The following is a 13,695-nucleotide window of genomic DNA, read 5'->3' on the forward strand; positions in this document are numbered from 1 at the left end:
CTTACTCCCCTTCAACACGCATGATGCTGGCGACACCGCGCACGGTGTCGAGCTTGCGCAGCGCCTCGACGGTCCCGGAGAGGGCCGCGTCGGGCGCGCGGTGGGTGACGACGACGAGAGAGGCCTCGCCGTCCTTGCCCTGCTGGCGCACCGTATCGATGGATACGCCGTGCTCGGCGAAGACCGTCGCGACCTGGGCGAGAACGCCCGGCTTGTCGGCCACGTCGAGGCTGATGTGGTACCGCGTCACCACGTCGCCCATGGGGCTGACGGGCAGCTGCGTGTACGCGGACTCGCCGGGCCCCGTTGCCTCGGCGAGCTTGTTGCGGCACACGGCGACGAGGTCGCCGAGCACGGCCGACGCGGTCGGCGCACCGCCGGCGCCGGGGCCGTAGAACATCAGCTGGCCGGCGGCCTCGGCCTCGACGAAGACGGCGTTGTACGCCTCGCGGACGGAGGCCAGGGGGTGGCTGAGCGGGATCATCGCGGGGTGCACGCGGGCGGTGACCGACTGCCCGTCCGCCGCCCGCTCGCAGATGGCGAGCAGTTTGACGGTGCAGCCCATGCGCCGCGCGGACGCCATGTCGGCGGACGTCACCTCGGTCAGACCCTCGCGGTGGACGTCGTCGAGCCGTACCCGGGTGTGGAAGGCGATCCCGGCGAGGATGGCGGCCTTGGCGGCGGCGTCGAAGCCCTCGACGTCGGCGGTCGGGTCGGCCTCCGCATAACCGAGAGCGGTGGCCTCGTCCAGGGCCTCGGTGTAACCGGCCCCGGAGCTGTCCATCCGGTCGAGGATGAAGTTGGTCGTGCCGTTGACGATGCCGAGCACGCGGTTGACCTTGTCGCCGGCGAGGGACTCGCGCAGCGGCCTGATCAGCGGGATGGCGCCGGCGACGGCGGCCTCGAAGTACAGATCGCGGCCGTGCTGCTCGGCCGCGGCGTAGAGGGACGCCCCGTCCTCCGCGAGCAGCGCCTTGTTGGCGGAGACCACGGACGCGCCGTGCTCGAAAGCGGTGGTGATGAGGGTCCTGGCCGGCTCGATGCCGCCGATGACCTCGATGACGACGTCGATGTCCCCGCGTTTCACGAGCGCCGTGGCGTCCGTGGTGACCAGCTCCGGGTCGATGCCCTCACGCACCTTGGAGGGGCGGCGCACGGCGACCCCGGCGAGCTCCACCGGGGCGCCGATCCGCGCGGCGAGGTCGTCGGCGTGCGTCGTCATGATGCGCGCCACCTCTGAGCCGACCACTCCACAGCCCAGCAGCGCCACCTTCAGCGGACGCGTACGCATCATCCGACCTCGCTTCTCATCACTTCTACGATGGGGACCAGTCTCACTTACCGGACGAGAGTTTCTATACCTCGTCCGCGATACGAGACATCTATCTCAACTATCCGACGTCGAGACGCAGGAGATCTTCCTCCGTCTCACGCCGGACGATCACCCGTGCCTCGCCGTTCGCGACGGCGACGACAGGCGGGCGAAGTGCGTGGTTGTAGTTGCTGGCCATGGATCGGCAGTACGCGCCGGTGGCCGGCACGGCGATCAGATCGCCGGGCGCCAGGTCGGCCGGCAGGAACGCGTCCTTGACCACGATGTCGCCACTCTCACAGTGCTTGCCGACCACACGGCTGAGCATGGGAGCGGCTTCGGAGGTCCTGGACACCAGGGCGACGCTGTACTCGGCGTCGTACAGCGCGGTGCGGATGTTGTCCGACATGCCGCCGTCGACGCTCACGTACGTCCGCAGCCCTTCGAGCGGCTTGACCGTGCCGACCTCGTACAGCGTGAACGCGGTCGGGCCGACGATGGCGCGGCCCGGCTCGACGGAGATGCGGGGCGTGCGCAGGCTCGCCGACTCGCACTCACGGGTGACGATCTCGGTGAGCGACTTGGCGATCTCGTGCGGCTCGCGCGGATCGTCCTCGGAGGTGTAGGCGATGCCGAGGCCGCCGCCGAGGTCGATCTCGGGCAGCTCGACACCGTGCTCGTCCCGGATCTCGGCCAGCAGCTGGACGACGCGGCGGGCCGAGACCTCGAAACCGGCCATGTCGAAGATCTGCGAGCCGATGTGCGAGTGGATGCCGATGAGCTCCAGACCGTCGAGCCGCAGCGCGCGCCGCACGGCCTCCGCCGCCTGCCCGCCGGCCAGCGCGAGGCCGAACTTCTGGTCCTCGTGGGCGGTCGCGATGAACTCGTGGGTGTGCGCCTCGACCCCGACCGTGACCCGGATCTGGACCTTCTGCCGCCGCCCCAGCTCCTGCGCGATGTGCGCGACGCGGACGATCTCCTGGAACGAGTCGAGCACGATCCGCCCGACCCCGGCCTCGACCGCGCGGCGGATCTCCGCCACCGACTTGTTGTTGCCGTGGAAGGCGATGCGCTCCGCGGGCATCCCGGCGTCGAGGGCGGTGATCAGCTCGCCGCCCGAGCAGACGTCGAGGTTGAGCCCCTCCTCCTTCAGCCACCGGACGACCGCGCGGGAGAGGAACGCCTTCCCCGCGTAGAACACGTCCGCTTCCTTGCCGAAGGCGTCGGCCCAGGCACGGCAGCGGGCACGGAAGTCGGCCTCGTCGAGGAAGTACGCCGGGGTGCCGAACTCCTCGGCCAGCCGGGTCACTTGGAGCCCGCCGACGGTCACGACGCCGTCGTCGTCCCGGGTGACGGTGTCGGCCCACACCTTGGGGTCGAGGGCGTTGAGGTCGGCGGGCGGGGCGGTGTAGTGGCCCTCGGGGACGACGTCGGCGTGGCGGGGGCCGGCGGGGTGTGCGGATCGGCTCATCGGAATCTGTTCTCTCTCACATCACAGGTATTCGGGCGCGCTGACGCCGAGCAGGGACAGGCCACCGGCGAGCACCGTCCCGACGGCTTCGGCGAGGGCCAGCCGGGCACGGTGGGCGGCCGTGGGTTTCTCGTCGCCGACGGGCAGCACGGAGTGCTGGAAGGCGAGGACGTGGTCCGCCGTGACCTCCAGATGCCGGACGAGCCGGTCGGGCGCGCGCAGACGCGCGGCGTCGGCGACGACGGCGGGATGGTCGGCGAGGGCGGCGGCGAGGGGGCTGGTGAGAGCCGTGAGGCCGGGGGTCCCGGCGGGCTCTGCGGGAGCGGTGGGGGCCTCGGCGGGCTCGTCGGGGGCGTCGGGGGGCTCGCCGGGGGACGCTCCGAAGCCGAGCGCGGCGGCGTTACGGGCGAGGGCGCGGGTGCGGGAGTGGGCGTAGCGCACGCGGAAGAGGGGATTGCGCTCGTGCTGCGTGAGCAGGTCCGCCCCCGCCTTCGGCCTGTCGTGCGCGGCGGCGGCGAGCAGGGCCCAGCGGGCGGCGTCGGTACCGAGGCGCTCGCAGAGGCCCTGGTCGGCGGCGGGCACGACCCGTACGGCCTCCCCCGGGCGGGGCTCGGCGCCCAGCCGTACGAGGGCATCGGCCCAGACGCGGGCGCGCAGCTCGCCGGAGTGCGCGAACGGCCCGCCGGGCCGGCGGGGGGCACCGTAGCCGGGCCCGTCGCGCAGGACCTTCCGTACGAGCTCGTCCTGCGCACTGCCGTGGAGCGTGAAGTTCAGGAACCCGGGCCCGGTGACCTCGACGCACGCGATGCCGGGCTCGTCCGCGACGCGCTGCCGGATCGCCTCGGCCACCTCCAGCGCGGGCCGCCCGGCCCGGCTCGCGAGGCGCAGCGCGATCCCGGTGGCGTAGTCCCCGCGCCCGCCGGGCCGGGGCCGCTCGATCTTCACGCGGTCGGGAACGTGGTCGAGGGTGTCGACGCGCAGCACACCGTCCTCCACGGCACGGCACACGGCGTGCCGCACGGTACGGGAGAGCTCGGCGGGGGTCACGGGACAAGCGTATGGGAGGAAGGGGGGCACTTCGCGAACCGGTTTCGCGATGCGGGCAACGGCGGGTTCGGGCGCCGGTGGGCTCGGTGCGGGGCAGGCAGGGACAGGGGCCGTCGACGGGGCCGTCAGCCCGTCGCGCTCCCCGCCCGCCCGGCCCCATGCCTGCCGTCTACGGACGGCGGGTCCTCCCCGGCTTCCGGGTGCGTCAACTGCCGCACGATCCGCACGAGCTCGGCCGGCTCGAAGGGCTTGGCGAGAAAAGCGTCCACGCCGGCCTCGACGCCGCTGTCGACCTCGTACTGCGTACAGGCGCTGATGATCGCGAGGGGGATGTGGCTGGTCCGGGGATCGTCCCGCAGCAGTGCGGCGGTCCGCAGACCGTCGAGGCGGGGCATGACGACGTCGAGCGTGATGACGTCGGGCTGCACCTGATGCACGACTTCCAGACACTCGGCACCATCGGCCGCGGTCACGACCTCGAAGCCCTCCAGCTCGAGGTTGACCCTGATCAGCTGCCGAATCACCCGGTTGTCATCGACAACGAGCACTCGGCCGGACGCGCCGGACACAACTCGAGAGTAGGTCCGCCGCCCGCGCCGCGTCCGGGTTTTCCCCACTTCCGACCCGTGCGGGCGAAGCGGGGGCACGCTGAGGCACCACGGGGGCGCAGAGCGGGGGTGACCGCGTACGGGGGCTTCTTGGTCCGCTGTGGATCACCGGACGATCATCGGCCGACCACCCCTCGGGACCTGCCCGGTGGCTCTAAATACCTGTTCACGGAGACCCATCGGGAGCTGGTAGGGTTCTACCCGTCGCCCCGCAACAGCGCGGCGCACGCCCCCGTAGCTCAGGGGATAGAGCAACGGCCTCCGGAGCCGTGTGCGCAGGTTCGAATCCTGCCGGGGGCACCCTGCATGAGGTGCCCAAAGACCCCGTCACCAGCGGAAACGCTGAGGCCGGGGTCTTCTTGCGTGTGCAGCCGTACGTCCCCCGGGAGCCAGCGCATGTCGGGGTCTGCGGACGAGGCGTAAGCGGGGTCCTGGCCACGTACACCGCAGGAGACCTGCGGGAACTCGCGCGGGTCCTCGCGCAGCCCACCGTCGCCGCCACGGGGCGGCATGTCTCGGCCCGGCCCGGTCCGGCCCGCGGCCGGCTGGTCGCGCTGGGCGCCGCGCACGACCGGTCCCGGGCGAGGCCATGGGGAATCCCGTATCCCGCATGTGCAGATATGACCGGCCGTCCTCATCTCCGCAACGATGGGGCGGTCCTCCGTGTCTTAGGGAGGGAGTGCGACACCACGCACTGCTCATGAGGAAATCCGGGGGTATTTCGTATGAGTGATCGTCGTTCCGCGGCGCGTGACGCGCGGGTCCGGGCGGCCGAGGCGGAGTTCCACCGCCAGGTCCCCGTCCACGTCGCCAACGGGGAGGAGACGGACCACCCGTTCATCGCGAACCACACCAAGGCGTTACCTCACGACAAGTTCGGCGAGGTCGATCCGGCCGCGTACCGCCTGCTGCGCCGGGCGCTGGCCACGGGATCCCAGGAGGATTTCGAGCGGATCCCGCTCGGGGACACCGCCAGGCTGGTCAACCCGCAGGCCGGAGCGGCCTTCGACCCGCAGGGGCCGGACGCTCAGGCGCTGACCATGCCGCCCGCCCCGCGCATCGACAGCGCCCAGAACTCCGCGGAGGCCGTCGAGCTCTACTGGATGGCGCTGTGCCGCGATGTGCTGTTCACCCGCTTCGGCGACAGTGAACTCGTCGCAGAAGCGGCCGGTGAACTGAGCGGGCTGGCGGACTTCCGGGCGCCCAAGCTGGACGGACGGGTCACCCCGCAGACGCTCTTCCGGGGTAACGCCCGGGGTGACCTGGCCGGGCCGTACCTGTCGCAGTTTCTGCTCAGGGACATCCCGTACGGCACGCTGCTGATCTCGCAGCGGCAGGACACACTGGTCCGTCCGGTCGACCACCTCACCACGTGGGGCGACTGGCTCGAGGTGCAGAACGGCTCCGAACCGGAGGCGGACGAGCGGGACTTCACCGACCGCCGGTACATCCAGACACCGCGCGACCTGACGCACTACGTGCACGTCGACGCGCTGTACGAGGCCCACCTCAACGCGGCGCTCATCCTGCTGGGCATGAACGCGCCGGTGGACGCGGGCAATCCGTACCGCTACTCCGCCAACCAGGTGGGCTTCGGGACATACGGCGGACCGCACGTCCTGTCGCTGGTGACCGAGGTGGCGACGCGCGCGCTGAAGGCGGTGTGGTTCCAGAAGTGGTACGTGCACCGGCGGCTGCGGCCGGAGGAGTTCGGCGGCCGGGTCCACCAGCAGCTGCGCGGGCAGCGCGAGTACCCGATCGACTCCGGGGTGCTGGACTGCGTGGCCGTGAAGCGGGTCTTCGAGAAGCACGGCAGCTACCTGCTGCCGCAGGCGTTCCCGGAGGGCAGCCCGGTGCATCCCTCGTACGGTTCCGGACATGCCGCGGTAGCCGCGGCGTGCGTGACCGTCCTGAAGGCGTGGTTCGACGAGTCGCACAGTCTGGCGGACCCGGTCGTCCCCACCACGGACGGCACCGCCCTGGAGCCGTACACCGGCCCGGACGCCGGCCGGCTCACCGTCGGCGGCGAGCTCAACAAGCTCGCCGCCAACATCGCCTCCGGCCGCAACATGGCCGGCGTGCACTGGCGCACCGACTACACCGAGTCGATGCGGCTGGGCGAGGACGTCGCCATCGGTGTGCTGCGCGAGGCCAAGGAGGCCACGCTGGAGGACGCGGTCCTCACCCTCAGCCGCTTCGACGGCACCACCCTCGCCGTCTGATCCGGCCCGACCGACCGGCCCGGCGCCGCCCCTCCGCGGCGCCGGGCCACGTCGAGGACGCCGACGGCGGCCGGCGCCGAACGCGCCGGTGCAGACGGAGACCAGCCGCCGGCCCCTGGCGTGGGCCTCGGCGCGTGGGCCTCGGCCGGCGGGTCGAGCACGGCAGCGGGTCCCGCAGGTGCGGGGTCCAGCCCCGGACCGCCACGGTGTCCGCGCGGCGCAGAGCCTCCGGGCCACGCGACGCCCGCCTGGCCCGTACGTGGTCGGGGCGGGCAAGCGGCTCGTCACAATGCACGCCGAGCGGCTGTACGCCCTCCCGGCTGGCTGAGGCGGAACGGTGAGGCGTGCGCCTGCACCGGGCCGCCTGCCAAGGCGGGGCGGCCCGGGCCGCGGCCGTCCCCGCGCCGGCCGCCCCCGGCCCCGCGTCACTTCCCCGCCCACACCTCCGCCCGGCGCGCCACGTCGTAGAGGCGGTCCGCCTCGCGTGCGGTGAGTTCGCCGGACAGCGGGGCCAGGGCCGAGACCTGGCGTTCGCGGTAGACGCGTACGTCGGTCTGGGTGGCCGCCACGTCGAGGGACGCCGCGTCCACGAAGACGAGCACCGGCTGAACGCGGACCGCGAAGTCGCAGTGGCTCTCCAGGGTCTTGCGGACGAGGGCGGCCTCCGCCCGGCACTCGGCGATGTACGGGAGCGGGTCGCCGTCGTCGATGCGGACGGTGTCGTCGTCGGCCCGTACGGACTGCTGCGGGTGGTATTCGGTACGGACGGTGAAGACGCCGCCCGGGCCGATCAGCAGGTGGTCGATGTCCGTGCCGTCGGCGAGCGGGATCGAGTGCAGGACGCGCCAGCCGTGGCGGGTGAGGCGGCCGAGTTCGGCGCCGGATCTGCGTTCGCCGAGGAGTTCCCTGCGGCGTGCCTCGGGCATCGGGCGGCGGCGCAGGATGCGGGAGCTGAGGCGTTCGAGGCGGCCCGAGTCGGGGGCCGTGCCGGCGTCGGGCGGCGGGGAGTTCTCGCGCAGTGTCGCGCCGGGGCGGCGGGAGGCGAGGTCGTTCTCCGGGGTCAGCAGGGGCAGCCGGTCCCGCCTGCCGGGGCGTACGGGCGGCTCGGTCCCGGCCCGTTCCGGGGTGCTGCCGGCCCGGTCGGCGGGCGGCGGTCCCGCGACCGGGCGGCTCTCGGCGGCGTCGGCGCCGGCAAGGTCGTCGGCCTCGTCGTCGAACGCCCCCGGGTGGATCCGCACCTCGGGCAGTGCGCGGGCCAGCAGCTCGGGCGCGCGGCGGGCCAGCATGTCGGTCACGTCGTCGCGGTAGCGGGCGTGGACGACGGTGATGCCGCCGGTCCTGCGGTCGGCCCAGCCGATGGGCGTGCCGTCGGGCAGGTTCACGTACAGCCGGTCGTGCCCGAAGTACTGCCATGCGGTGACCGTCAGTTCCTCGAGCATGCCCCTGCCTCCTTCGCGGTATTGTCCGGTGCCGCCGTGAGGCGGCACCGGCCCCCGTGTGTCCCAGGCTCACCCGCCGACGCGCCCGGCAGAAGGGCGCAGAGCGGGCGCACTGGTCGACGGGCACCGTTACCGGGCGGGACCTGGGACTATGCCGTGGGTACGTGCCGTGGTCCGATGGCCCGGCGCGACGGGGCGCACGGCCGGTGCCAACCGCCCCCGTGCCCATGGCCGCAGGAACCGCTCCCCCGACGCACGGCCGTGGCGCACCGCCCCCGGGCGCACCGCCGCGAAGCCGCGGCCGCCGGGCGGACGCGCCGAACGGGCCCGCGGGGCGCACCCCTTGAGCGGCGCTCTCCCCTCCCCTACGGTCGGGACGATGGATCCTGCCGGCATCGGGTTACGCATCGGGGCGAGCGTGGTCACCCCCCTCGTCAAGCGGCTGTTCGTACGGGAAGGAGCAGGCGCCGGGCTCGTCGAGCGGGGCGTACGGCTGTCCGGGCTGGTGTCCTTCGGCGGGGAGAAACGGGCGCTCTCCCACGACGACCTCCACCGGCTCACCGATGAACTGGTACGCCGCGCCCGGCGGGAGGCCGGTCCGCGTGAGCGCTACCCGGAGGACGAGCACTCCGCCGTCGTGGACGCGGTCGTGCGGACCCTCTACGGGCTGGGCGAGCTGGACATGGACGACGTCCAGGCGGTCGGTCTCGGGCCCGAGGAGTTCGCGCGGCGGCTGCGCCGCCATGTGCCGGACGCCTGCCGGGAGTTGTCGGCGGACGCGTCGTGGTTCCACGACCGGCTGGTGGACACGGCGAGCGTGCACGTCCTGCACTTCTTCACCCAGCGGTCCACGTTCGTGGCCCGGACGGCGGTCGAGCAGAGCCGGCGGATCGAGGAGGTCGTACGGCTGCTGGAGCGGCATCCGTCGCCCGGCGGTGTCGACGCGCGCTTCGAGTCCGGATATCTGGCGAGCCTGGTCCAGCTCTACAGCCAGGTGACCATCGTCGGCGTCGACTTCATCAACTCGCCGGGGCGCTGGCCGCTGGACGCGACGTACATCGGGCTCGGCGCGGAGATCGCCGACGAGGACCAGCCGACGGGGCCGCTCGACGGTTCCGGGCCACGTCCGCCCGTACCGGTGCCGGTGGATCACGCGCTCGCGGGGCAGCCGCAGGTGCTGGTACGCGGGACGGCGGGGTCCGGGAAGACGACGCTGATCCAGTGGCTGGCGGTGTCGACGGCCGCCGACCGGCTGCCCGACGAGCTGGCGGCGCTGCGCGGGCTGGTGCCGTTCGTCCTGCCGGTGCGGCGCTTCTCCGACCAGGACGTGCCCGCTCCGGCCGAGTTCCTGTCCGCGGCGCACCACCCGATGGCCGGCTCGGAGCCGAGCGGCTGGGCGGTACGGGTGCTCTCCTCCGGGCGGGCGCTGATGCTGATCGACGGCGTCGACGAGGCGCCCGCCGAGCGGCGCGAGCTGGTGCGCGGGCAGATCGACGCGCTGCAGCGCACGTTCCCCGGCAACCGCTGGGTGGTGACGTCCCGGCCGACGGCGGTACGTGAACGGTGGCTCGCGGCCCAGGGGTTCACGGAGCTGACGCTCGCGCCGATGACTCGCGACCAGGTGTCGCGGTTCATCCGTTCCTGGCACGCGGCCGCCGCCTCCGACCCGGGGACGGACCACTCCCGCCTCCCCCGCTACGAGCAGCGGCTGCTGCACTCGGTGCGGCTCATCAGGGAACTGCGCGGGCTGGCCACGAATCCGCTGATGTGCAGCCTGATCTGCGCGCTGAACCGGGACCGCAGCGGCATCCTGCCGCGGGGCCGCAAGGCCCTGTACAAGGCGGCGCTGGCGATGTTGCTGGAGCGCCGCGACCCGGAACGCGAGGTGGACGCGGACGGCATCGTGATCGACCGCGAGGCCAAGGAACGGCTGCTGCAGAAGCTGGCGCACTGGATGCTGCTGAACGACCTGACCGAGGTGGACCGGACCACGGCGGTCAGCATTCTCGACCTCTATCTGCCGGCCATCCCCAGCGCCGGGCGGCAGGGCACGTCCGGTGAGCTGTTCGACCATCTCCTGCACCGGACAGGGCTGTTGCGGATGCCGACGCCCGGCGTGGTCGACTTCGTGCACCGGACCTTCCAGGACTATCTGAGCGCCAAGGAGGCCGTGGAGCGGCACGACATCCGCTTCCTGGTCAACAACGCGCACCGTTCCGACTGGGACGAGGTGATCCGCATGGCGGTCTCCCTCGCCCGGCCCGACGAGTGCGCGCAGATGATGGAGGAGCTGGTCTCGGCCCGGCCGGGGCTGACGGCGGCTGAGGCCAAGTACTGCAAGCTGCTGGCCTCCGCGTGTTTGGAGCACGCCACGGAGATGAGCCCGGAGACACGGGAGATGGTGCGCCAGCGGACCCGTTTCATCGCCCAGCCGGACAGTCTCGACAGCGCGCGCGGGCTGGGCTGGATCGGGCCGATAGCCCTGGAGCTGCTGCCGGACCCGGAGAAGGTCTCCGACGACCGCGCCCTGCTGCTGGCCGCGACCGCGGCCGGGGTACGGGACGACGCGTCGATCGACTACCTGGTCCGGCTGCGGGACCGGCGCTCGCTCGCCGTACGGGCCGAACTGGCGGGCGCGTGGCGGCGGTTCGAGACCGAGCGGTACGCGGAGGAGGTGATCGCCCATCTGGACCCGGAGGAGCTGTACTTCACGGTGACCGGCCCGGAGGAGATGGCAGAGCTGCGCCGCCTCGGCGGCCGCGAGCGCATCCAGGTCGCCGAACCGCTGACCCCCGGCCAGCTCGTCGAGGGCCTGGTCGCGGACCGTCTGACCCACCTATACCTGCTGGTCCACGACGCCCGCCAGGACCTCGGCCCGCTCGGCGCCTTCCCCCGGCTGACCACGCTTCGGCTGGGCCGGCACGTGGGGCCGGTGCGGGGCGTGCCGGAGGGGGTACGGGTGGAGCGCGACGGGGCGTGAAACGGGGCGGGCGGTGGGAGGCGCGGGGTGCGTCGGCCGACCCCCGACCACGCACACCACGGCGGGCGGCGGGGCCGCCGTCGCGGAGGATTCCCGGGTGGTGCGGGTAGGTGGGAGTCCCGGGGAGGAGCGGCCGCAGGACATGGACGCCGAGGCTGCCGAGGGGTGACCTGGTTGTCGTAGATCCACTGGTGGGTGTCGCCGACGAGGACGATGTCGTCGGGTTCGGCGGGCGCCATGGTGCGCAGCGTCTTCCAGTACCGGTCTACGCCGTTGACCAGAGGAGACGTGCGTACGTCCAGTCGTGTACCCGCACGGAAGGTGGACCGTACGGGTCACCCGGTGTGACGACGAGGACGAGTCGAAAGCGGCACGGCAGGGCGGCGCGCCGGACCTCCGGGAGAGTGCGGACCATCCCGTCGATTTCCGGCCAACAGGCACCGCACCTTCCACCGGCCTTCACAGCCGGCGCACAGGCTGTCCCCACCATGAACACAGGGCGCGGGGTCGCGATGTCGACATTCTTCCCGCACTCATGTTCGCGCCATGGGACCTCTTCGCCGAAATATCCTCTTGTATCGACCAGTTGGCCTATGCCTATGGTGCTCCCGCACGCGGTGGATCTTGACCACTCCACCAGACGCGCACACATCAGTAGGCGGCCGGGGGAACAGTGCCGCCGTGGGGGAGGGATGTTTCGTCATGCCGCGATACCGGCTCACTGTGAACGCCGCCTTGGTCGCCGCTGACCGCACCCGCCGTCCCCTCGCCGGGACAGCGGGCTGACCCGGCTCAACAGCTCAACACCACCGCCTCCTTGGGCGGTCACCCCCGCCTGCCCTCGCTCGCTACGAAGGATGATCCTTTGCGACTTGGACCAGGGTTGTGCAAGCCCAGATCCCGAATATCCGCGGCCCTCACCTCTGCCGTCACGTCCGTCACCGCCTTGGCCGTCCTCGGTGGCCTGGCCGTCCAGCCCGGCCCGCTGGGCCCAAGCGCCGAACTGCCCGTGGACCTCGTGGCCGACTCGTACGACGGCTATGACGCCAAGGCGGCCGAACGGCTGCGTGAGGACCAGTGCCTGGCCGGTGAAGCCCTGCGCAAGGGCGGGCCGAACATGTACGCGCTCGCTCAGGGAGCGATCGCGCTGCCGCCCGATCAGCTTCACGAGAAGCTCGAACGGGACATCTTCAGCGACAAGACCCCGCTGCACCAGGCCTATAGAGCGGACAACGCGCTCACGGACCAGTGGGTCGACAAGGTCCAGAAGCAGGGGTACGCGTGGTCGAGCGCCACGAGCGGCCTGGAGTCCTACCCCGGCGAACCGCGTGACGCGGACAAGATCTACGACCGGATCGGGCTGTTGCCGTGGTTGTGGCAGTCGTATTCGAGTGCGGTGGAGGGGGTTCTCAACCCGTTCTGGGACCCGTCGCCGACCGCTGACGACAAGACGAAGGCCGCCGCGCTCGCGATCGGCGACCCGCTGTACACCACAGGTGGGACGCCGAAGGAGCAGGAGGCGTGGAAGTTGTGGAAGAAGAACTCCGGGAAGGCCGAACCCAACCAGTTCTTCGTTCCCAGGGTGTTCGCCGATGACGCCCGCATCTTTCTCGCCTCCGGCGGCTTCCCCCGCACGGCACCGGCACCGGGCACGCCGGAGTTCCGCATCGCCGTCGAGGACCTGAAGGCCCGCTTCGCGTCGTGCGCGTGGCACGACCCGATCGACCCGAACCGGGTGCTCGGCAAGGAGGTGGCGCAGGCATCCGCCGAGTGGCAGCAGGAGATCGCCGCACAGGCCACGCAGCGGCAGCAGATCCTCGCGGCCGGCGCGACCGCCACGAAGGCATTGCAGGACGGCACGTTCACCCTGGGGCAGATCGTCGGCCAGTCGTGGCTCGCGGACTATCACACCCGCTGGCAGGACTACTGGGCCGCCGGCGGTGTGGGCTGGATCGGCGACAGCCAGGTGACGATCCAGGTGCCCGGCGCGAAGAGCAGCTGCCTCGATGTGGCAGGTGGTGGGAAGAGCAACGGCACGCCGGTCCAGATCTACACCTGCAACGGCGGCGCGGCCCAGCAGTGGACGCTCGAGGGCAGTGAGGACAACCTCCACCTGCGCAACGTCGGCTCGCAGAAGTGCCTGGACGTGGCGGGGAACGCGTCGGCGAACGGCACGAAGATCCAGATCTCGGACTGCTACAAGTCCAAGGGCCAGTCGTGGAAGGGTGACGTCCGCGCCACCTCGCCCCTGAAGAGCGTCTCCACGGGCAAGTGCCTGGATCTGCGCGTCTTCACCAAGAGCACGGACGCGCGGCTGTGGGACTGCAAGGACGCGAGTACGCAGAAGTTCCTGATCAAGCCGTCCGGCCACAAGGGCACCGACAGCCTCTCGTACCCGGACAAGGCGCAGTTCGACCGGGCGAAGAAGAGCATCGCCAACGCCCAGGCGGCGGCGAAGAAGCACCTGGCCACGCTCAGGACCCAACTGGAGACCGCCAACAAGTCGGCCACCACGTCGGACGCCGCTGAGCAGGCCGCGTACGCGATCGCGGACGCCGCTGGCGCGCCGCGTGGGCGTGGTCTGCTGGTGGGTCAGCAGAAGGCGCAGGTCACGCA

The 13,695-nt window shown here is 71.9% G+C and carries 8 protein-coding genes and 1 tRNA gene; 4 read left to right on the forward strand and 5 right to left on the reverse strand.

All coding sequences use genetic code 11. From position 1 onward, the window contains the following. Position 1: 1 nt before the first annotated feature. From ACFYOP_RS11650 to ACFYOP_RS11665, 4 genes are all read right to left on the reverse strand, one after another. Complete coding sequence (locus ACFYOP_RS11650) at positions 2-1,291, reverse strand: homoserine dehydrogenase (protein WP_356892947.1); 1,290 nt, start codon at positions 1,289-1,291, stop codon at positions 2-4. A 100-nt stretch (positions 1,292-1,391) separates the two neighbouring features. Beyond that, positions 1,392-2,783: a diaminopimelate decarboxylase gene (gene lysA, locus ACFYOP_RS11655; protein ID WP_356892604.1), complete on the reverse strand. Its 1,392-nt coding sequence runs from the start codon at positions 2,781-2,783 to the stop codon at positions 1,392-1,394. Positions 2,784-2,804: 21 nt separating this feature from the next. Further along, the gene (nrtL, locus tag ACFYOP_RS11660; RefSeq protein WP_356892599.1) at positions 2,805-3,830 is read right to left on the reverse strand and encodes an ArgS-related anticodon-binding protein NrtL; all 1,026 of its coding nucleotides are present in this window, start codon (positions 3,828-3,830) and stop codon (positions 2,805-2,807) included. Positions 3,831-3,955: 125 nt separating this feature from the next. Next, a complete protein-coding gene (locus ACFYOP_RS11665) occupies positions 3,956-4,447 on the reverse strand; it encodes a response regulator (protein ID WP_356892597.1) in 492 nt (163 codons plus the stop codon). Positions 4,448-4,666: 219 nt separating this feature from the next. On the opposite strand from ACFYOP_RS11665, the gene ACFYOP_RS11670 reads away from it, so the two are divergent. Both ACFYOP_RS11670 and ACFYOP_RS11675 read left to right on the forward strand, forming a co-directional pair. Then, positions 4,667-4,738, forward strand: a tRNA-Arg gene (locus tag ACFYOP_RS11670). A gap of 425 nt (positions 4,739-5,163) precedes the next feature. Further along, the gene (locus ACFYOP_RS11675; RefSeq protein ID WP_356892595.1) at positions 5,164-6,660 is read left to right on the forward strand and encodes a vanadium-dependent haloperoxidase; all 1,497 of its coding nucleotides are present in this window, start codon (positions 5,164-5,166) and stop codon (positions 6,658-6,660) included. 425 nt (positions 6,661-7,085) lie between these two features. Here the strand turns inward: ACFYOP_RS11675 and ACFYOP_RS11680 are convergent, their stop codons facing one another. Next, entirely contained in the window at positions 7,086-8,099 is a 1,014-nt protein-coding gene (locus ACFYOP_RS11680; RefSeq protein WP_356892593.1) for a nuclease-related domain-containing protein, read from the reverse strand. Positions 8,100-8,478: 379 nt separating this feature from the next. Between ACFYOP_RS11680 and ACFYOP_RS11685 the strand changes: the two genes are divergently transcribed. After that, positions 8,479-11,079 carry an NACHT domain-containing protein gene (locus ACFYOP_RS11685; protein WP_356892591.1) on the forward strand — a complete coding sequence of 867 codons (2,601 nt, stop codon included), beginning with the start codon at positions 8,479-8,481 and terminating at the stop codon, positions 11,077-11,079. A 946-nt stretch (positions 11,080-12,025) separates the two neighbouring features. Beyond that, positions 12,026-13,695, forward strand: a 1,670-nt coding sequence (locus ACFYOP_RS11690) for a ricin-type beta-trefoil lectin domain protein (protein ID WP_388451335.1), incomplete at its 3' end; no start/stop codon positions are given.

It is taken from the genome of Streptomyces sp. NPDC006294 (genome assembly GCF_042870895.1).
In the GTDB taxonomy this organism is placed as follows: domain Bacteria; phylum Actinomycetota; class Actinomycetes; order Streptomycetales; family Streptomycetaceae; genus Streptomyces.